Source organism: Neobacillus sp. 19 (assembly GCF_049463095.1).
In the GTDB taxonomy this organism is placed as follows: domain Bacteria; phylum Bacillota; class Bacilli; order Bacillales; family Cytobacillaceae; genus Neobacillus.
In genome coordinates, this window is the sequence record NZ_JBMPZU010000033.1 from 34,911 (window position 1) to 56,313 (window position 21,403).

The 21,403-nt window shown below is 39.6% G+C and carries 14 protein-coding genes; 11 read left to right on the top strand and 3 right to left on the bottom strand.

What is annotated here, in order from left to right:
* Window positions 1-46: 46 nt before the first annotated feature.
* The 4 genes from ACO1D1_RS10860 to ACO1D1_RS10875 all read left to right on the top strand — a co-directional run bounded on the left by ACO1D1_RS10860 (window position 47) and on the right by ACO1D1_RS10875 (window position 7,734).
* The gene (locus ACO1D1_RS10860; RefSeq protein WP_423335942.1) at window positions 47-1,396 is read left to right on the top strand and encodes a Na+/H+ antiporter NhaC family protein; all 1,350 of its coding nucleotides are present in this window, start codon (window positions 47-49) and stop codon (window positions 1,394-1,396) included.
* Between the two features lie 64 nt (window positions 1,397-1,460).
* Window positions 1,461-1,931, top strand: a complete 471-nt coding sequence (locus ACO1D1_RS10865; protein ID WP_149868623.1) for an S-ribosylhomocysteine lyase — start codon at window positions 1,461-1,463, stop codon at window positions 1,929-1,931.
* Window positions 1,932-2,305: 374 nt separating this feature from the next.
* Window positions 2,306-6,982: a beta-N-acetylglucosaminidase domain-containing protein gene (locus tag ACO1D1_RS10870; RefSeq protein ID WP_423335943.1), complete on the top strand. Its 4,677-nt coding sequence runs from the start codon at window positions 2,306-2,308 to the stop codon at window positions 6,980-6,982.
* Window positions 6,983-7,095: 113 nt separating this feature from the next.
* A complete protein-coding gene (locus ACO1D1_RS10875; protein WP_423335944.1) occupies window positions 7,096-7,734 on the top strand; it encodes a hypothetical protein in 639 nt (212 codons plus the stop codon).
* 119 nt (window positions 7,735-7,853) lie between these two features.
* On the opposite strand, the gene ACO1D1_RS10880 is transcribed toward ACO1D1_RS10875, so the two are convergent.
* From ACO1D1_RS10880 to ACO1D1_RS10890, 3 genes are all read right to left on the bottom strand, one after another.
* Window positions 7,854-8,792 carry an SDR family NAD(P)-dependent oxidoreductase gene (locus tag ACO1D1_RS10880; RefSeq protein ID WP_423335945.1) on the bottom strand — a complete coding sequence of 313 codons (939 nt, stop codon included), beginning with the start codon at window positions 8,790-8,792 and terminating at the stop codon, window positions 7,854-7,856.
* 557 nt (window positions 8,793-9,349) lie between these two features.
* Entirely contained in the window at window positions 9,350-10,765 is a 1,416-nt protein-coding gene (locus ACO1D1_RS10885) for a LysM peptidoglycan-binding domain-containing protein (RefSeq protein WP_149868627.1), read from the bottom strand.
* Between the two features lie 158 nt (window positions 10,766-10,923).
* On the bottom strand, window positions 10,924-11,556 hold the full coding sequence (locus tag ACO1D1_RS10890) for a histidine phosphatase family protein (protein ID WP_149868628.1): 633 nt from the start codon (window positions 11,554-11,556) through the stop codon (window positions 10,924-10,926).
* A gap of 290 nt (window positions 11,557-11,846) precedes the next feature.
* On the opposite strand from ACO1D1_RS10890, the gene pruA reads away from it, so the two are divergent.
* The 7 genes from pruA (at window position 11,847) to ACO1D1_RS10925 (ending at window position 21,249) form a co-directional block, all read left to right on the top strand.
* The gene (gene pruA / locus ACO1D1_RS10895) at window positions 11,847-13,391 is read left to right on the top strand and encodes an L-glutamate gamma-semialdehyde dehydrogenase (protein WP_423335946.1); all 1,545 of its coding nucleotides are present in this window, start codon (window positions 11,847-11,849) and stop codon (window positions 13,389-13,391) included.
* Between the two features lie 75 nt (window positions 13,392-13,466).
* On the top strand, window positions 13,467-14,669 hold the full coding sequence (locus ACO1D1_RS10900) for an ornithine--oxo-acid transaminase (RefSeq protein WP_411675473.1): 1,203 nt from the start codon (window positions 13,467-13,469) through the stop codon (window positions 14,667-14,669).
* Between the two features lie 61 nt (window positions 14,670-14,730).
* Window positions 14,731-15,996, top strand: a complete 1,266-nt coding sequence (locus ACO1D1_RS10905; RefSeq protein WP_423336012.1) for a Glu/Leu/Phe/Val family dehydrogenase — start codon at window positions 14,731-14,733, stop codon at window positions 15,994-15,996.
* Window positions 15,997-16,113: 117 nt separating this feature from the next.
* Window positions 16,114-16,368 (top strand): biotin/lipoyl-binding protein, encoded by a 255-nt coding sequence (locus tag ACO1D1_RS10910; RefSeq protein ID WP_423335947.1) that lies wholly within the window; start codon window positions 16,114-16,116, stop codon window positions 16,366-16,368.
* A gap of 140 nt (window positions 16,369-16,508) precedes the next feature.
* Window positions 16,509-17,873, top strand: a complete 1,365-nt coding sequence (locus ACO1D1_RS10915; RefSeq protein ID WP_423335948.1) for a sigma-54 interaction domain-containing protein — start codon at window positions 16,509-16,511, stop codon at window positions 17,871-17,873.
* Window positions 17,874-18,234: 361 nt separating this feature from the next.
* A complete protein-coding gene (gene brnQ / locus ACO1D1_RS10920) occupies window positions 18,235-19,566 on the top strand; it encodes a branched-chain amino acid transport system II carrier protein (protein ID WP_423335949.1) in 1,332 nt (443 codons plus the stop codon).
* 51 nt (window positions 19,567-19,617) lie between these two features.
* A complete protein-coding gene (locus ACO1D1_RS10925) occupies window positions 19,618-21,249 on the top strand; it encodes an amidohydrolase (protein ID WP_149868634.1) in 1,632 nt (543 codons plus the stop codon).
* Window positions 21,250-21,403: the final 154 nt, after the last annotated feature.

Below are 21,403 nucleotides of genomic sequence, written 5' to 3' on the forward strand. Positions count from 1 at the left end.
TCACATAAATTCGCTGATATAACTACTAAAAGGGGTGGAGGAATACATGTCTACTAAAAAAGAGAAGCAAGGAAGTCTCCTTGCCCTATTACCATTGTTGATTTTTGTACTGCTTTTTATTGGCACAGGAATCATCACAAAGGATTTTTCCAAAATGCCATTGAGTGTGGCGATTATTATTGCGGGAGCCATCGCTCTAATGATGAACAGAAAGGAAAGTCTGACTAAAAAGATTGATATTTTTTGTAAAGGTGCCGGGCACCCCAATATTATACTAATGTGTATCATCTTTATTTTAGCAGGTGCATTCGCTGGAGTGGCAAAAGGAATGGGAGCAGTTGAATCCACGGTTAATCTTGGATTGTCACTATTACCAGAGAATTTGTTAATGGTCGGGCTTTTCATTATTGGCTGTTTCATTTCAACCTCCATGGGAACATCAATGGGAACCGTTGTTGCATTGGCGCCCATTGGGATTGGGATTGCTGAACAAACGGGCATTCCGATGGCATTAGCCATGGCGACTGTGATTGGCGGTGCGATGTTTGGCGATAACCTCTCGATGATTTCGGATACGACCATCGCAGCTGTAAGAACGCAGAATACGAATATGAAAGATAAATTTAAAACTAACTTTTTCATTGTGTTGCCAGGGGCGATTCTAACCGCAATTATTCTTGGCGTCATCACTGCAGGCAATCAGGCAAGCGTTGGCGGCGATCACCCATATGAAATGATTAAAGTTCTTCCATATCTCGCTGTTTTAGTGACAGCACTATTGGGAGTAAATGTTTTAATCGTGTTAATAGGTGGAACGATATTTGCCGGAATTATTGGAATCGCATACGGGTCATACAGCTTTACTGAATTTTTACAGGCCGTGGCACAAGGTGTGATTAGTATGGAAGACTTAGCGATCGTTGCTTTAATGATCGGCGGGGTTGTTGAAATCATTAAACATAATGGGGGAATTGATTACCTCCTGCATTTTATTTCAAGCAGGATTAAATCGAAAAAAGGAGCAGAGTTTGGAATCGCCGGATTGGTAAGTGCAGCTGACATTGCAACTGCGAATAATACGATTTCCATTGTCATGGCAGGACCATTAGCGAAAGAAATTGCAGATGAATATGAGATTGATCCGCGAAAATCGGCAAGTTTGCTCGATATTTTTTCTAGCTGCTGGCAAGGGATTGTTCCTTATGGCGGTCAATTCCTTGTTGCTGCGGGATTAGCTTCGATTTCACCTGTCAGCATTATGCCTTATTCCTTTTATCCAGTCTTGCTAGGGATTTGTGGCGTGATTGCCATCCTTATCGGTTATCCAAAATATCGCAAGCCAATGAATGCAGCTGGGACAAATAACGTGTCTTCCTTAGAAAAAAAGACTTCTTGAGTATATTTTTCAAGATGGGGTTGAAACCAAATTTAATAATGTAAAAGTATAGGAGTGTTATCTTATGGTAAAGCAATTGAACGTGGAAAGTTTTAATTTAGATCATACAAAAGTAAAAGCACCGTTTGTACGCTTAGCAGGGGTTAAAAATGGACAAAACGGGGATGTCATTCACAAATACGACCTTCGTTTTAAGCAGCCAAACAAAGAGCATATGGAAATGCCGGCAGTTCATTCGCTTGAACACTTAATGGCTGAAAATATTCGTAATTATTCTGCTCATGTGGTAGATGTAAGTCCAATGGGCTGCCAAACAGGTTTTTACTTAACGGTCATTAATCATGATAACTATGATGAAATTTTGGATGTGCTAGAAAAAACATTAAATGATGTACTGGCAGCTGAAGAAGTTCCTGCTTGCAATGAAGTGCAATGCGGGTGGGCGGCAAGCCATAGCCTTGAAGGGGCAAAAGAGCTGGCAAGAGAAATGCTTGCGAAGCGGAATGACTGGAACGAGGTTTTTGGAGAAGAATAAAGGAAAGGAAAATGGAAGGCGTCAAGCCTTCTATTTTTTCTAGGCGCAACACCTATTGTATTCAGGATTTATATGTCCTTTAAAAAACTGAAAAATGTGAAAGTTAATTGACTTACTATTGTAAACGTTTTATAATCTGGTTATATATTGGGTTTCATGCGACTGGTTCATACTGGGCATGGAAAGCAAAGCTTAGGAATTCTCGGAGAATTTCTTGGTTTTGTTTTCCGTGCCCTTTTGCTTTTCATAAAGCTTCTAATCCTTAAAAAAATAAACTTCTCATTTTTAGGGGGTGATAAAACTTATATTGCACAGGTTTTAGGTTGGTATTAGTGGTAAAGAACTATATTCATTAAAGAAAGTAGGGGGAGTTTTTGAAAAAAGGTTTTTTGTTAAATCTAACTATCATTTTTGCTGTATTATTTAGTGGCATAAGTGGATTTATAGCACCAGTTCAAGCTGCTTCAGAAACAGTGAAATATCAAATTTATCCCAATCCTCACGAAATTCACTATCAAGGTGGACAATTTGATATAAGTAATACGATTAATATTGTATTTGAATCAAATATTGATTCTTATACAAAAAAAAGAGTAGAAGAAATAGTTGCGAGTAAAAATATAAAATTTACAGTATCGAATGAAATCGTTGCAGATAAAACGAATTTTTTAGTTGGTGTCTATCAGTCAAAAGAATATGTAGATCAGTATTTCGAAACACACCAATTAAATGATGCAGCAATTTTTGAAAAGCTAGATGCGAATATTGTTTCTGTCGATAATAATGTTATTGCTGTACTGGGAAAAGATGTCGATTCTGCTTTTTATGGTGTAACAACTGTAAAACATATTTTCAAACAGATGAAAGATCGTACCATTCAAGCATTAACCATTAAAGATTATGCGGATGTTAAAGGCAGAGGGTTCATTGAAGGGTATTATGGAGAACCATGGTCAAATGAAGATCGCGCCGAATTAATGACCTTTGGCGGAGAATTCAAAATGAATTCTTATATCTATGCTCCTAAAGATGATCCAAAACATAATGGCAAATGGAGAGAATTATATACAACAGAAGAACTTGAGAAAATTAGCAAACTGGCTGAAGCGGGTAATGCTAGTAAAACTAGATTCGTATATACACTTCATCCATTTATGAATAATGCTATTCGTTTTAATACCGAAGAAAATTATCAAGCAGACTTAAATGTGATTAAAGCGAAGTTTACCCAATTACTTGATGCAGGAGTTCGGAAATTTGGTATTCTGGCTGATGATGCAGGAGTTCCTCCACAAGGGGCACAAACCTATGTGAGATTGATGAACGACTTGACCAATTGGTTAGTTGAGCAACAAACAAAGTATCCTGGTTTGGTAACAGATATGATTTTCTGTCCAAATGATTATATGGGAAATGGCAGTAGTGCACAAATCCAATCGTTAAAACAATTACCGAAGTCTGTTAGTATTATTCAAACAGGTGGTAAGGTTTGGGGAGAGGTTTCAAATAACTTTACTCAGACATTTACGAATAATGCTGGAAGAGGACCCTACTTATGGATTAACTGGCCTTGTACGGATAACTCTAAAAAACACTTAATCATGGGTGGAAATGAAACATTCCTGCAGCCTAATGTTAATCCTGCAAATATAGAAGGTATTGTGTTAAATCCAATGCAACAATCAGAAGCAAGTAAATCAGCTATTTTTGCTAATGCCGATTATGCTTGGAATATTTGGGATAATGTTGATCAAGCAAAGAAAAACTGGAATGACTCATTTGCTTACATGGATCACCTAAACATTAATGAAACTCCTGCTTCCAATGCTCTAAGAGAGTTGTCCAAGCATATGATCAATCAAAATATGGATACCCGTGTAGCTAAATTAGAAGAATCAGTGGAATTGGCTCCAAAGTTAAATGAGTTTAAAGCCGCCTTAGGTAAAGGAAAAATTACGGATAAAGCACAAGCGTTAATTGCAGAATTCGAAGTTATTCGTGAAGCTGCGGAAACTTATAAAGCTAACCCTGGTAATGAAAGAACAAGAGATCAGATTATTTATTGGTTAGATAGTGCTGTGGATACGGCGAATGCAGCTATTTTCTTGTTAAATGCTGAAATTGCTCATGAACAAGGCAATGCGTCTGCTGTATGGGAAAACTACAGTCAAGGTCAAGCTTCTTTCGATGCTTCAAAGAATCATCCTTTCCGATATATTGACCATTATGAATATGCTGAAGTAGGCGTACAGCATATCGTTCCATTTATCAAAACAATACTAAATGATGTATCGATTAAGGTTCAATCGATTGTAAATCCTGATAGCAATTCAGCTAGAATTATTACTAATCGGACAGATACTCCTACTGGTAGCTTGGAGAATCTGTTAGATAACAAATTGGGTACCGAAGTGATCTTTAAAAATCCTAACTCCATTTCAATAGGTACGTATATTGGAGTAATTTACGAAAAACCTCTTACTCTTAATACAGTGCGCTTTGAATTAGGACAAGCTGGCAATGCCAATGATACCTTTACAGAAAGTAAGGCTCAATACACTGTTGATGGAGAAAATTGGATTGATATCGAAGATGCTCTATATGGTCATGTCAGCAAAGTAGTGTTAGAGAATTTAAATCTAAAAGCAAGAGGTATTCGTTTAATCGCAACGAAGGATCGTACAAATACATGGTTGGGTATTAAAGATATCGTTGTTAACGAGACCGCAGTAGAAAATGAAACACCACAATATCAGTTGATGGTTCCTGCACACTTTAAAGTGTATCAAGGAAGCGCAGAAAATTTATTTGATGGGAATGACAATACTCATATCTGGTATAACCCTTCAGGAACGATTAAAGATACGTCTGTTGCTGGAGATTATATTGGGGTAGATTTACAAAAGGTCACTGATATAGGTAGGGTTTACTTTGCTGTAGGTAGGGATACTGGTGACAAGTGGACAGAGTATCAGTTAGAATATTCAAATGATAATGTGAATTATACATTAGTCAAGAAATATACAGGTAAGGCTTCAGGCATGGATAAGGTTGAGGAAGACTTAACAGGTATTAAAGCAAGATATGTCCGTCTGAAAAACCTTAAAAATGTCAACGTTTGGATCAAGTTTAGTGAAATTCGTGTTGATGTAGCAAAAACGTCTACCGAATATACGTATACAAATAACGACAATTATAAAAATATTGCAGCCCAGCATACATTAGAAAGTACAAGCTTAGCTGAGACGACAAATATTACACTGAAACCAAAAGAATACGTGGGTGTAAAATTAGAGCGCATCAAAGAACTAGATAGTGTAACGGTAAATACAACAAGTGATAAATTAACCTTACAGGCCTCTGTGAATAAGGTAGAATGGAAAACTCCTAATGAGGGAACCATTGCCCGCTATGTAAGATTACTTAACAACACGGATGAGAATATCACATTCGACCTGAATAAATTTAGCGTTTCATCTAAGGAAATCTATGGCCCAAGTTTTGTCGGAACAGATATGGGGATTTCTTCTTCCTATGGCAGTACTGATTCAAGAAATGCGGGCACACTGCTAGCTCCTTTTGATAAAAAGTTTGACACGAAAGCTATTTTTACGGATTATCAGAGAAAAGGACAGTCGATCACTTATTCAGTTGGTGAGCCTAGAATTTTTAATAGCTTACGTGTTTATAACGAAGAAAATAACATTAACTATATCCGAGACGCCAAAGTCCAATTGTCGATGGACAATGAAAATTGGACAGATGTTATTACTTTAGGCGATGGTGTGGACAATCTTGCAGGTGGTAAAGCTGATTACGCAGATATGATTGCAGATGGCTACACACATGATTCTGCTAACCCGGGAAACTATTATTATGGTAATGATAATATAGGCGGCATTAAGGCTAAATATATTAGAATCCTCTTTACAGCAAACTATTTAACAAGATTTGCTCATATTAATGAATTCGTCATTAATGGCGGCGAATATGTTAAAACGGAGAACAATCCAACCTATATTGCAGATCCAATTGAGGAAGAAGGGTTTAGTCCTAAACGTTTATTAGACGGTGATTTGACAACAGCATTTAGACCAAATATGACTGGTAAAACAAATGGGTCATTAACGTACCGTCTTTCTGAAAAAACAGATGTAGCATTGATTACAATTGTGCAAGGTGCAAATGCCATTTCAAAAGCTGCAGTAAGCGCCAGGGTTGGTAAAGATGAATGGGTTGAGCTAGGGGTCCTGAATAAAAGTTTAAATACATTCTATAATCCAACCTATGATCATATTTTTGAAATTAAATTAACCTGGGGAAATGTTCAACCAGTTATTTATGAGTTGAATACTTCAACTAATAAAGATTTGTTACCTAATCGTTCCGTTTTAAAAGGATTATTATCAGAAGAGCTGGATGAATCTCTGTTTACAAAGGAGTCCTATAGTATCTATAAAACAGCTTATGAAAAGGCAAAGGAAGTGTACAACAACACCCAAGCTACTCAATCTGAATTAGATACTGCAAGTAAGGATCTCAGTGCTGCTAAAACTAAACTTATCCTTTCAATCGATCTTGGAAATGAACATTCTGCAAAAATATCATTAACAAAAGAACAAGCACAGCTTTCGAAGGATAATGGAATTCCTTTAAATGTTATGAATGATGAGGTCAATCTATTAATCCCATCTTCCATTGTCTCTGAGGAAAGTTTTGAGTTGATCATAGACCGTTTGAAAGATATTAACAAAGCGAAAAGCCCAACTTACGACTTTACAATTTTAATTGACGGTAAGGAAATTCAGCAATTTGAAGAATCCATTATGTTAACATTTACTCTTGATAACAGAAAAGTAAAAGATACAAAAAATTTGAAGGTATTTTATTTTAATGAACAAGTAAAAGAATGGGAACTGATACCTGGCGCTGTTTACAGTGAACGAAAGGTTTCAGTGGAAACCAACCAATTTGGCACTCTCACTGTATTAGAGGCTGCCGGGGATAAAGCAGAACCAGGTACCCAAGTACCTAAAAAGAAAAAGGATTAGTTGCATAAACATATATAATTAAACTATTCCTGTTACCATGTGAGAAGCAGTGTGATTTCATCTAATAAGTTGTACAATAGGAAAGATAGGAATACTACTTCTAGGAGAGACGAATGGATACGAAAGAACAATCATTATTGAACTATTATTATAGTAAGTTGGTGGATCATAGGTTTGATGAGAAGGATATCTATCCGTTTTTACAATTAATCCGTAATCGGAGCAAAGAGATTCGTTGTATTAATGAGGTTACAGATTTTATTGTGCAGCGTGAACAGTATACAGGATTTATCACAGACTACCTATTTGAGACGAGAAAAAAGTTTGAGAACCTCGGAAAGACGAAAACAGCTCTAAGAATAGAAGATGTTTTTTCCTTCAAGGAATTGAAAAGCGGCATCAACAAAGCATTAGAGGAATGGCAGTTAGCAGGGCTGACAAATGAGCAGCTGAATGATTTTGTCACCTGCCTAATTTCCATTCTGCAGCAAATTCCCATCATGGATGAGGAGAGGGAAGTCGGGAAGCTCTTTTTTGCCATCTCTAATAAACAAATTATCTTGATGGCAGAAATAGAAGTTTATCAAAATATGTTTAAGAAGACCAATGCTGTCTTTCCTGTTCTAACTGCTAATAATAGTTATCTAGATTTGAAAAAGCAGGACCGATATGATACGCCTTATCTATTTGCAGACAAGGTGATTGAAATCATAAGTCACGAAGGGAAGCTGGAGATAGTCATTCCGACATAAACGTGCATTCAATAAGCGTTTTTTTCTAGATTACGAGGTCGGTGTTACCATTCTTTCCGCCGACCTCACAATCTATACTACTTCAGACATTTCCTCTGCTTTGCAATGAAAAATGCAAACTACTCTTCGGTGAGCGTGGTGCTCAAGCTCCATATTTGTTCAATATTTTGAGGATTTGTGGCGTAGCTGGGATAGCTGCTTGAACCGAATATATTCTTTAATTGGGTAAAACCCTTTTCGGTTGTTGATGGTTGAACAATTTCTCTCTTATGATTGATCAGTTGACCGGTAACATTCTTAAATTCATCTGAGGTGCAAATGTGAAAGTAGGTATCGGCCATACCTGATGGTAAAGGATTAGTGAGATTTTGTGCCCATGCAAACACCTTCCAAAAGGAATGCATTTTTTTAATCGTCTCTTTTGATAGTTTTACGCGGTTAATTTGAAGGGCATTGACTTTAATCCCCATGCTTTTAAATTCTTCTGCCATTTTGAAGGTTAACATCAATAGCGCCATTTTGGAGTCTCCATACATCTTATACGTGCTATAAGGCCGAGTGCCGCGCATTTCTCCTTGCAAATTATCAAACTCGATTTTTCTTTTAGGGTCGAAGAAATTTTTGATGTTTGTTGTACAAGCATTGAGCACTCTTGGATCTTGTGATTTTGCCAGGTGATCAGCCAATAAACGAGTCATCAAAAAAGGACCGAATGTATTCGTGGCGAAAGATAATTCGATATGCTCGGGGCTAAGTTTGTACTCCTTTTCACCATGGTTTAAGTAGGCGGCATTATTGATCAGAATGTCCAAGCACGGATATTTTGCATTAAAAGCTGCGCAAAATGTACGAATTGAAGCAAAAGAAGAAACATCAAGCTCCATAAGATCTACATTGATATTTTTTGTCGTTTCAATGATTTCTTGTTGTACGGCTTCACTAATCCTCATATTGCGGCAAGCCATGATCACACGATATCCTTCGGTCGCAAATTTTAATGCTGCTGCTTTCCCAATTCCCGAATTTGCCCCTGTTATGATGACGATTTTGTCTTTCATCTCGAACCTCCTTTTTTTTACCCATATATAGTCTTTTTTGAGCTAGACTTAGGTGCCAGTTTGTCCTCTTTACGATGATATCCTTTGATATATATCACATGTTATATCCATTATTATACATGAATGTTTTTAATTAAAGGCTCTTTTCTTAGGAATTGTTCCTTCTTGGATTCGCTCATTGTAGGGCAAAATTCGCTCATTAAACATCGAAATTCGCCCATTGAAACTGGAAATTCGCTCATTGTATACCATAATTCGCCCATAGACTGGTTAGGTCGTCAAATAAATGATGAAATGTAATGGTTGAAGTGTAAATTTATATCGAAAACAAAACATTTATGAGTTTAAATTTGAATAATAACAATAATGTTTACGAAAACAGCCTGATTAAATGTTCAGTCTCCCATGGACGATCTGCTTTAACATATGAAACGAAGTTCAGGATTAGAAGGCTTTACAGTTGAAGAGATCGCGGACGTTTTGCTGAAAATGAAGGTATTTCAAATTTAAAAAACACACTCTCAAACCAGATGTGAGATCGAGTGTGTTTCTAACTTTTACCGTGCTGATTTTTTTATCGTAAAATTGTCATTCAACAAAGCCCAGTTTTGCGGATAGGGATAACCTAGTGCCCAGTAACTGACACCACGGAGATTATATTGTTTGACCATGTCGAACTTAGCTTGAGCACTCCTGGCATCTTCAAACCATACTTCATGTCCCCGGCCTTGTTCATCTACATAGCGGAAAAATGGTGACTGCGCTGTTGTATCATATTGAATGGAAGCCCCGTATTTAACGGCTCTCCTTATTGCTTCTTGAGGGCTAAATGTCTCAGCTTCTTGGCCCTTAACATGCGGAAGCAGCCAATCGCGGGCATAAATTTGGAAGCCTAAAAAGATCTTTTCTGCCGGCATCACCGAGAGGGCATACTCCACCACTTTTCGCATTTGGTTAATAGGGGAGATGGCTTGCGGAGGTCCCAGCCGGTATCCCCATTCATACGTCATCAGTACGACAAAATCGGCAATTCTTCCGTGTGCCTCATAATCGTGCGCTTCATACAACAGACCGGCTTGGGTTGCACTCGCCTTTGGTGCAAGTGCAGTTGATACTAAATATCCTTTAGGATGGAGACGGTCAACAGCCAATTGCAGGAATAGATTATAATTCTCGCGATCAGCCGGTAATACATTTTCGAAATCAATGTTTAACGCTTTATAGCCTTTGGCATCCATCACTTGAATCGCGTTCGTTATGACCTTTTCTCTTAAACTTGGATTAGACAACACAATATGTGCTAAGTTTGACCCAGCTTGTGTGGAAGTAAAGTTGGTGATCGATAGCATGGGGACAATATTTTTCGAAATGGCTGCATCCACCATCACTTTATCATTCATCGGTTGCAGCGAACCATCTTCCATAATCATATAGGCAAATGGGCTAAAATAAGTAAGGAGCTGACCAATTTCATTCAGAGTTTCGACAGTTGCTTCGTTCGATTGATACGTATAAGCATTTACCTCGATCGTTGGTTTCGCTCGTGGAATAACTAAGCGCATTCCAGGGTAAATCAAGTTTGGATTTTCAATTTGATTTTCACGTATAAGGGCCTGAACAGTAGTACCATACCGTCTCGCGATTTGCGCTAATGTTTCCCCGGACTGGACAACATGTGTTATGGGTGGAATAAATAACTTGGTGCCTGGATATAAAACATTCGGGTTTGTAAGTTGGTTCGCCTGGACAATCGACTGAATCGTCATGCCATATTGCTGAGCAATAGACCATAAAGTATCCCCATATTTAACGGTGTGTGAGGTCCCTGGTTTAGGAATAACCAGGGACTGTCCAACCAATAATTTATTTGGGTCGGGCAGCCCATTTAATTGAGCAATGGAATTCATATTCACAGCATACCGGTTCGCAATCTGCCAAAGTGTCTCACCAGCACTAACCACATGAATAATCATTTGAACACCCCCTAGGCAGTTTCATTACTGCATCATATTCAGGAGGCTAGGGGACGGTTCCGATAGGATTATTGGCTTTGCACGCCCCTCCTAAGTGAAAATCCATTAAAAAGCGCCTGTCCTATAATTGATGTAATTATAGGGACAGGCGCTGTTCGCTAGTTATTTACAAATCTCTCTCTAAAAGAGGTATCTGCCAAACGCTCAACTTGGAAATCGCCGCCCATGTAGCTGACAATGGAAACGCTGCAATTATCAGGGTGCAGATAATTGTTCGATTTCATTAATTGCATTAAGTAGTTACCGATCGTTATTCCATGTGAGAATACGAGAATATTTCCGCCTTCTCTTTCATGATTTTTAATTATCTCTTCAATTGCTTCATTTGTCCTCAAATAAAGCTGAACATAGGATTCACCTTCAGGCGCAGATAAATGTAAATCTTTAAGACTAAATAAGGTTTCTAGGATATTTCCATATTGTTTGGAGATATCAGTGAATAATAGGGATTCTAGGACACCGAAGTTCATTTCTTTAAGCCGTTCATCGATTGATAGGGGGATTTGCCTATTACTGATTGCATGATTTGCAGTATCTACTACTCTCTGACTCTCACTGGCATATGCCGCTTCGAATTCAATATCCGCCAAACCTCTTCCTACAGCTTTGGCCTGTGCAATACCCCTTTCTGTAAGGGGGGAATCACAAAATCCTTGCATCCTTCTTTCTACATTAAAATGAGTTTCCCCATGCCGGACAAAATATAGCGATACTTTTTTTGGTACAGTCAACTTTTAACACCTGCTTTTTTAAGATTCTATAGTAGATTTTACCACACAATGGTGTGAGAAAAGGAAACATAAGAATGCACGCCGGTTTTATTCTTTTTCTAATATTATATGAAACGATTTAAACATTAATAAGTTATTAATGCAAAAATCCTTTGCGTATTTTTATGAATAAAACTTTTTGCGCAAAATTATTTTGCACCGATTGTATACGAACCTTGTAAACAAAGCAGCGGAAAGTTGGCACGATAATTGCATTAAAAATAAGTGACCAATAATCAAGGAGGTTTAACATGAAACCGTACACCCATGAACCATTTACTAATTTTGCAGATGAGAAAGAAAGCCGAGCATTTCAAGAGGCTTTAACCTATGTACAATCCCAATTAGGAAAGGATTACCCAGTCGTTATTGGCGGGGAACCGATTACAACGGATAAAAAAATCATCTCTATTAATCCAGCAAATAAAGACGAAGTCATCGGCCGGGTTTCAATGGCAGACCAAGAATTAGCGGAACAAGCGATGCAGTCAGCCTTAACAACCTTTGAATCTTGGAAAAAGTGGAAGCCGGAACACCGCGCGAATATCATTTTTCGCGCTGCTGCAATCATGAGACGCCGTAAACATGAATTTTCTGCGTACCTTGTGAAGGAAGCAGGAAAGCCATGGAGGGAAGCCGATGCCGACACAGCAGAGGCAATCGATTTCCTTGAGTATTACGGAAGACAAATGCTGCGGATTAAAGAAGGCTTCCCGGTAAACAGCCGTGATGGCGAGTTTAACCAATTCCATTACATTCCACTTGGAGTCGGCATTATTATTTCACCGTTTAACTTCCCATTAGCGATAATGGCTGGAACAACGGTTGCGGCGATTGTTTCCGGGAACACAGTCCTTTTGAAACCTGCCAACTCCACACCTGTCGTTGCAGCCAAATTCGTAGAGCTAATGACTGAAGCGGGACTGCCTCAAGGGGTGCTTAACTTTGTACCTGGAAGCGGTGCAGAAATTGGTGATTACCTAGTGGACCATCCAAAAACACGTTTCGTATCCTTTACAGGTTCCCGTGAGGTTGGCTGCCGCATTAATGAACGTGCAGCAAAGGTTCACCCGGGGCAAATTTGGATTAAGCGAGTTATTGCAGAAATGGGCGGTAAGGATACGGTCGTAGTCGACAGCAATGCTGATTTAGAATTAGCTGCAGCAAGCATTGTCTATTCTGCATTCGGTTTTTCAGGGCAAAAGTGTTCTGCGGGCTCTCGTGCGGTAGTTCATCAAGATGTGTACGACGAAGTGCTTGAAAAAGCGGTTGCCTTAACGAAAACACTGACTATTGGAAACCCGGAAGATCTTGAAAACTACATGGGACCTGTTATTGATGACAAGTCATTTAAGAAAATCATGAATTATATTGAAGTTGGCAAGCAAGAAGGCAAATTGATGACTGGCGGTGAAGGCGATGATACGAAGGGCTACTTCATCCAGCCAACGATTTTCGCTGACCTAGATGAAAAATCACGCCTGATGCAGGAGGAAATTTTCGGACCGGTCGTGGCATTCTGTAAAGCACGTGATTTTGACCATATGATGGAGATTGCCAATAATACCGATTATGGTTTAACTGGTGCGCTTATTTCTAATAATCGTGAACATATTGAACGGGCACGGGAAGAATTCCATGTCGGAAACCTGTATTTTAACCGCGTCTGCACCGGTGCGATTGTCGGTTATCAGCCATTCGGCGGCTTTAATATGTCAGGAACAGACTCTAAAGCAGGCGGCCCTGATTATTTACTGCTTCATATGCAAGCAAAAACAACATCTGAAACTTTATAATAATTTATTTGCCCGAAAGGGGACTTCTTCCTGAAGCTCCCACTTTCAGGATAAACAATGAAGGGAGCAAACATAGTGACTAAGACAACAGCAAAGACAACTGAAATTATTGAACAGACAGAAAAATTTGGTGCGAATAACTATCATCCGCTGCCAATCGTTATTTCAAAAGCAGAGGGAGTATGGGTAGAAAGTCCAGAAGGGAATCGCTACATGGATATGCTTAGTGCCTATTCAGCCGTTAACCAAGGGCACCGTCATCCAAAAATCATTCAAGCCTTAAAGGATCAAGCCGATAAAGTAACACTTACTTCTAGGGCCTTCCATAACGACCAGCTTGGTCTATGGTATGAAAAGGTTTGTCAATTAACAAATAAAAACATGGCTCTCCCGATGAATACAGGGGCAGAGGCTGTCGAAACCGCCCTTAAGGCTGCGCGCCGCTGGGGATATGATGTGAAGGGGATTGGTGAAAACCAAGCAGAAATTATTGCCTGTATCGGCAACTTCCATGGCCGGACAATGGGAGCTGTCTCCTTATCGTCTGATCCGGAATATAAGCGCGGCTTTGGTCCGATGCTGCCCGGAATCAATTTAATCCCTTACGGTGACATTGAGGCGTTAAAAGCAGCGATTACACCAAATACCGCTGCGTTTTTAATCGAGCCTATCCAAGGAGAAGCGGGGATCATTATTCCACCGGCAGGATTTATTAAAGCAGCCTTTGATTTATGTAAAGAAAACAATGTCCTGTTCATAGCTGATGAAATTCAAGCAGGACTAGCGCGTACGGGTAAAATGTTCGCTTATGAGTGGGAAGGAATCAATCCTGATATGCTGATTTTAGGAAAAGCCCTCGGCGGCGGCGTGTTCCCGATTTCATGCGTAGTGGCGAATGCCGATATTTTAGGCGTATTCAACCCTGGCTCACATGGATCGACGTTTGGCGGAAATCCACTTGCTTGTGCCGTTTCTATTGCAGCACTTGAAGTAATTGAAGAAGAAAAACTAGCTGAACGCTCGCTTGAATTAGGAAACTACTTCCTTGAACAATTAAAAGCTATCGACAATCCTATCATTAAAGAAATTAGGGGCAGAGGCTTGTTTATTGGTGTTGAGCTAACAGAGGAAGCTAGGGTCTATTGTGAGCAGTTAAAGGATAAAGGGTTATTATGCAAAGAAACACATGAAACTGTCATTCGCTTTGCACCGCCGCTCATTATTACAAAAGAAGAAATCGATTGGGCTATTGAGAAAATTAAAGAGGTTTTAGCTTAAAAATACACTATTATTCTATGAGGTGTCTTACATGACTGCGACGACGTCTATATCAAAGGAAATGACAAAGGATCAACAAGCGGAACAAGAGTCATTAAATCTATTTTACTCGACCCAATCAGTCATACAACAAGCGCTAACAAAATTGGGCTATAAAAATGAAATGTTTGAATTATTGAAAGAACCAATCAGAATGTTAACAGTCCGTATACCGGTCAGAATGGATGACGGGTCAGTGGAAATTTTTACTGGATATCGCTCTCAGCATAATGATGCCGTCGGCCCGACAAAAGGGGGCGTTCGCTTCCATCCTGAGGTGGATGAAGAAGAAGTAAAGGCATTATCGATTTGGATGAGTTTAAAGTGCGGCATTACGAACCTTCCTTATGGCGGAGGAAAAGGCGGGATCATTTGTGATCCGCGGCAGATGTCTTTCCGAGAGCTTGAAAGATTAAGCCGTGGGTATGTTCGGGCTATTAGCCAGATTGTCGGACCATCGAAAGACATCCCAGCGCCGGATGTGTATACAAACTCACAAATCATGGCATGGATGATGGATGAATACAGCCGTCTGCGCGAATTTGATTCACCTGGATTTATTACTGGGAAACCAATTGTTTTAGGCGGATCCCACGGTCGTGAAACGGCAACTGCCCGCGGTGTAACGATTTGTATTGATGAGGCTGTGAAGAAAAAAGGAATTGAGCTGAAAGACGCCCGCGTTGTGATTCAAGGCTTCGGAAATGCAGGGAGCTATCTTGCCAAATTCTTGCATGATGCCGGGGCAAAAGTAATTGCTGTTTCAGATGTATATGGAGCTGTTCATGACCCGAACGGGCTTGATATTGACTACCTATTAGATAGAAGGGATAGCTTCGGCACATTCTCCCAACTATTTAAAGATACGATTACTAACCAAGAACTACTTGAATTAGACTGTGATATTCTTGTTCCAGCGGCTATTTCAAACCAAATCACTGCCAAAAATGCAGCGAATATTAAAGCTTCCATTTTAGTCGAGGCTGCAAATGGACCTACAACACTTGAGGCGACAAAAATTTTAACAGAGCGTGGAGTTCTCCTTGTGCCAGATATTCTTGCGAGTGCCGGCGGAGTTACCGTTTCTTATTTCGAATGGGTCCAAAATAATCAAGGCTATTATTGGACCGAGGAAGAAGTAAATGAAAAGCTGGCGAAGGTAATGGTTGACTCATTCGAAGCTATTTATCACACCGCACGTACACATCAGGTTGATATGCGGCTGGCAGCTTATATGGTTGGAATTAAGAAAGTAGCAGAAGCATCCCAATTTAGAGGCTGGGTCTAATTTTGAATTTAAATTAGTACAGTAAAATAGCCTGAATTGAAGGAAATCCCCTACCTGAAAAGGCGGAAAAATTGGTATTCTCCCAATAACTTTAAATTAAAAAAGGAGTGAAAGTACTTGTTAGTTAAAGAGGAAGATATTTATAGTCCTTATTCTGGTACCGTAGAGCAGGTTTTTACGAAGGAAAGTAACCATGTATACGAATGGGAGAAACTATTTTTAATTAAAACTCATAATGGTAGGATTGAAGAGATTTCGATTGGAGTAAGCGGGTATATTACCTCCTTAAAAGTTAAAGAGGGGCAAAAGGTTCATACAAAGACCGTATTAGCAACCATCCAGGATGATTTATTAATAACAGGCTCGGATTAAAAAACAGATACCTTAAAAACTCTTTCCGGAATTCGGAAAGAGTTTTTGGTTTTATATGTAAGGATTATATTGAACTTTTTGAATTGGTTTTGCTATATAATATAATAGGCTCGATGTTGTTCGGATTGGAGGGCAAAAGGTTGAATCTAGAAAATTTCAAGCATTTATCAGATTTTGATGATATTTTAATTACTGACGAAAAGGGAATGATTCTCTTTTATGATCTTGCCGATTTAAAGGTTCTTAGTGAAATGGGTGTCAGGCCGGAAGAATTTATGGGAAAGCATATCACCTCATTTTATAAAAACTTAACCAACCAAAATAGCACCATTATGAACGTTTTGAAAAATGGGAAGGCAATTTGTAACGTAAAACAAGAGCTAGTCACTAAAAATGGGAATCTGCTTGTTTCAGTTAATTCAACCTATCCAATCGAAGAAAACGATAAAATTATCGGGGCGATTGAATTCTCGAAACATTTTTACACGAAAGAAGATATTCACTCTCTCAATAATTTTGCCTGTCATAAAGTTTTTCGAAAAAACAATACGATCTATACTATTGATAATATCATTACAGTCAATGCAAATATGGAGACAGTAAAAAATAGAATTAGAAAAATCGCGAAGACGGACTCGACTGTATTAATTTTTGGCCAAACGGGTACGGGGAAAGAAATGGTTGCACAGTCGATTCACAATGAAAGCGACCGATTTGGCGGGCCATTTATTTCACTGAACTGTGGTGCCATTCCGCCCAACCTATTGGAAAGTACTTTATTTGGAACGGTAAAGGGCAGTTTCACCGGTGCTGTAGATATGCCGGGGTTATTCGAGCAGGCTGATGGCGGAACATTGTTTTTAGACGAGATCAATTCTTTAGATTATTATCTGCAGGTCAAACTCTTAAAAGCCATTGAGGAAAAAATGATTAGAAGAATAGGCGGTAATAAAAATATTACCGTGAACATCAGGGTAATTTCCGCAACAAATGAAGATCCTGATACGTTAGTGGCTGAGAAAAAACTGCGTGAAGATCTCTATTATCGCTTAGGGGTTGTCCAAATCGATTTACCGCGCTTAAATGAACGCAAAGAAGATATTGCCGTACTGCTCAAAAACTTTATTGACTTTTATAATACTCACATGGATTTGTTTATCAAAGGTGTCGAGCCGGAGGTATTGGAGTGTTTTAAAAAATACCACTGGCCGGGGAATATCAGGGAGCTTAAGAATGCGGTAGAAACAGCTTATAATAATGCTTTGACGGATATGATCACCATTGAAGATATACCGAAGCGAATCAGGGAATATCAGGGGACCACAAAGATGGTACAAAGGGAAACCAAGATTCAATCATTAAAGGATGCAGTTGAAAACTATGAGAAAGAGATCATTGCCAAAGAATTAAAGCGAACAAATGGAAAATTAACTGAAGCAGCTAAAGGGCTGGGGATTTCTAAACAGTTATTAAGATACAAATTGGATAAATATCAGCTAAGTTAACATTCAGCCTTTAATCAGTGGATTTCTATCAGATTTCCACTGTTTTTTTGTGTATGGGGTAAAATTTTTTTTACAATTTTAAAAAAATTATTTTACAACTCACCAATTTACCGTATGTGATTTGCTTACCCTTACTGAATATTTAGTGAAATCGGAATTCTTTATATCCTATAAATGGGGAATTTAAAAGTATTATCAGGGCTATTATATGGAATTTGAAGAAAAATACGTAAAGTTGGCACGAATATTGCAACTATAAAAAATAACAAGGGGTGAACAAGTCCATGTTAATATTGTCGAGGTATTAGAGTGGTCTAGTAAGTGTAAAAAAATGTAAACGATTTCAAGAAAAAGAGGTGTAATGATGCAATCGAATAAACTTGTACAAAATACCGTTATAATTGGTTTTGCTTTATTTGCAGTATTTTTTGGTGCCGGCAACTTAATTTTCCCTCCAACAATCGGTCTTGCTTCAGGGACAAATTGGCTTCAGGCATTAATTGGTTTTTGTATTACTGGAATCGCGCTTCCTTTATTAGCTGTAATCGCCATCATAAACGTTGGCGGTAAATTTGAAGATTTAACTAAACCAATCAGCCCTTGGTTTTATAAAGTTTTTAATCTATTACTAATGGTTGGAATTGGGATGTTTGTTACGATTCCGCGAATGGCAGCAACTACCCATGAATTAGGGGTTAAAACCTTTTTCCCACAAGTGCCTTCTATAGTTACAATTTTAGTATTCTTCGCCATAACCTTTTATTTTGCTATGGATAGGTCCAACGTCATTGATAAAATTGGCAAGATTCTTACCCCTCTTCTAGTCGTTATTCTAACATTTATTGTGATTAAAGGGATTTTCGATCCGATTGGTTCACCGATTGCAACAGAGTTAAAAAACCCATTTTCCAATGCCTTTATTAATGCGTATCAGACGGGGGATGTGATCACCGGAATTTTTTGTGCCCCTATCATTATCGCAGCTATTATAGGCCACGGTTATAAAGGTGCCGCGATGAAAAAGGTAGCTATTTCTGCAACCGTGATTGCCGGGTTTGGGTTATTGGTGGTTTACGGCGGTTTATTATACCTTGGAGCCGCAGGCAGCGGATTATACCCAAAGGATATTGAAAGCACGGCGCTCGTATCCGAATTGATTAATCGGTTATTAGGAAACTCTGGTGCAATTTTATTAGCGATTACGATTGCGTTAGCCTGTTTAACATCGGCAATCGGTGTAACGGCTGTCATTGGCGATTTTTTAAATGACCTAACAAATAATAAAATAAGCTACCGCTATGGTACGCTAATTGTTTGTCTTGTCGGCGCAGCAATGGGAACACTTGGTGTTGAAAAAATTATCAATTATGCGATGCCGATCTTCCTTGCGCTTTATCCCGTAGCTATTGTTTTAGTATTCTTAGGATTATTCCATAAAGCCCTTCCGAACCCGGGAGCCTATCGCGGTGCTATCCTATTAACCTTTATTGTCAGTTTGTTCGAAACAATGGGAGCGTTAGGTGTCAACATTCAAGGGATTTTAAACCTGATTTCCATGCTCCCTTTTAGCTCAAACGGTTTTTCATGGCTGGTACCGGCAATTGTTGGTGGAATATTTGGTACCGTAATCTATAAACTTGCATTCAAAAAGCAAGAACAAGTGTCATTCATTGAACCAGAGGAAAAAGCATAATTGTTTGTTGATCAGATTAGACGGAAATTTTCTTAACGAGGAGATAACATCATGAATAAAACAATTTTTATAAATGGACGGATCTTTACATCTAATTTTGAGCAGCCCTATGCCAGTGCAATGGTCGTAAACGATGGCCGAATCGAGTGGGTTGGAGAACAACCGGAGATTGCAGAAATGGAAGGGGAACGTGTCGATCTTCAAGGCCGCCGCGTTCTTCCTGGATTTATTGATGCGCATTTGCACCCCCTTTATCTAGCAAATGCCACAAAGCAAATTGCCTGCACGGCACCGTTAGTTCATTCCATTGAAGAGCTGCTTGAGGAAATTCGCAAACAGCGGGCGCAGCAAACGCCTGAGGAGTGGGTAGAAGGCTGGGGATATGATGAGGGCAAATTATCAGAAGGCCGTGCCCCTAATCGCTGGGACCTTGACCAAGCATGTGCAGATGCTCCTGTAGTGGTTACTCGCACATGTGCCCATATCATTTCCGTTAATAGCAAGGCGTTGGAGATTGCCGCTATTACAAAGGATACGCCAAACCCGCCGGGCGGGCAGATTGATCGGGATGAAAGCGGGGAACCTACGGGCATTTTTCGTGAAAGTGCCAGACATTTAGTGTTAAATAAGATGCCGCAAGTTTCACTTGAGGATAATGCTGCGATTCTTGCAGAATTAAGCCCGAATCTTCTCGCGCATGGAATCACGGCGATTACAGATCTTATGGGGCTGCACAAGCCAATTGATTACGTAGAAATGTATAACGAGGCTCGTGATAAGGGATTGAAGCAGCGGACCGTCCTCTACTATATATGGGAAGAGTTACAGGGGCAGTCACTATTAACGAAGGAAAGAACCGACAGGGAACAGCCTGTTCATATTGGCGGTATTAAGCTATTTTCAGACGGCAGTGTGTCAGGAAGAACGGCATGGGTTAATCCTCCATTCTTAGGCGGCGATGAAAACTACGGTATCGCTACCACCTCCAAGGAGGAGTTGTTAGCCGCTGCAGAGGCGGCAGAACAGCACGGTGTTCAATTAGTTGTTCACGCCATGGGGGAACAGGCGATTGATTTAATTGTTGATACCTTTTACGGCAGAAAAATGTGGCTGACAGATGGGCCATCTGTTCGAATCGAGCATGCCGCGATGCCGACAAGTCAGGCAATCGAGCGGGCCGCAGAAACCGGAATTGCCTTTGTAACGCAGCCGATCTTCCTGTTTGCTGAAATCGAAAGCTACCTCAATAATTTAGGTACTGAACGGACAAAACAAACGTATCCAGTTAAAACCTTCCTTGATGCAGGGATAAAGGTAGCCTTTTCGTCCGACGCACCGGCAACAGCATGGGCCGATCCGGTAGATCCGTTTGTGGCGATTAAATCAGCTGTGACTAGGATTGCCTATGATGGAACGGACACAGGTCAGGAACAGCGCATCGATGCGGCAACGGCCATAGAACTTTACACCAGAGGCGCGCAGGAAGTGACTCGCATTCCGGGAGTCGGACAGCTGAAGCCAGGATTTCATGCGGACTTTATTGTGTTAAACGAGGATATTTTACAGGTGAGTTCGGAAGATATTGATCAGGTGCATGTGCTAGAAACCTATATGTCTGGAAAGATCGTGTTCAAAAAGGAGCATTCGTCGAGTAACAAGACCGCATCCACAATTTTAATATAGAGTATAAGTGACAGGAAATAGATTACTAGCCGCTTTCTTTTTAACTTTCTTCCTTGGAGTAAGTCGCTATTGGGGGGGGGGAGTGCGACGTAGTCGGGTTCTACATCGGGGTTTGGGCTTAAAAATTCACGAAACCACTACGTAGACAGCTCCT

Coding starts and splice junctions, on each gene's coding strand:
- ACO1D1_RS10860 (WP_423335942.1), top strand. CDS start 47: ATGTCTACTAAAAAAGAGAAGCAAGGAAGTCTCCTTGCCCTATTACCA.
- ACO1D1_RS10865 (WP_149868623.1), top strand. CDS start 1,461: ATGGTAAAGCAATTGAACGTGGAAAGTTTTAATTTAGATCATACAAAA.
- ACO1D1_RS10875 (WP_423335944.1), top strand. CDS start 7,096: ATGGATACGAAAGAACAATCATTATTGAACTATTATTATAGTAAGTTG.
- ACO1D1_RS10880 (WP_423335945.1), bottom strand. CDS start 8,792: ATGAAAGACAAAATCGTCATCATAACAGGGGCAAATTCGGGAATTGGG.
- ACO1D1_RS10885 (WP_149868627.1), bottom strand. CDS start 10,765: ATGATTATTCATGTGGTTAGTGCTGGTGAGACACTTTGGCAGATTGCG.
- pruA (WP_423335946.1), top strand. CDS start 11,847: ATGAAACCGTACACCCATGAACCATTTACTAATTTTGCAGATGAGAAA.
- ACO1D1_RS10905 (WP_423336012.1), top strand. CDS start 14,731: ATGACAAAGGATCAACAAGCGGAACAAGAGTCATTAAATCTATTTTAC.
- brnQ (WP_423335949.1), top strand. CDS start 18,235: ATGATGCAATCGAATAAACTTGTACAAAATACCGTTATAATTGGTTTT.
- ACO1D1_RS10925 (WP_149868634.1), top strand. CDS start 19,618: ATGAATAAAACAATTTTTATAAATGGACGGATCTTTACATCTAATTTT.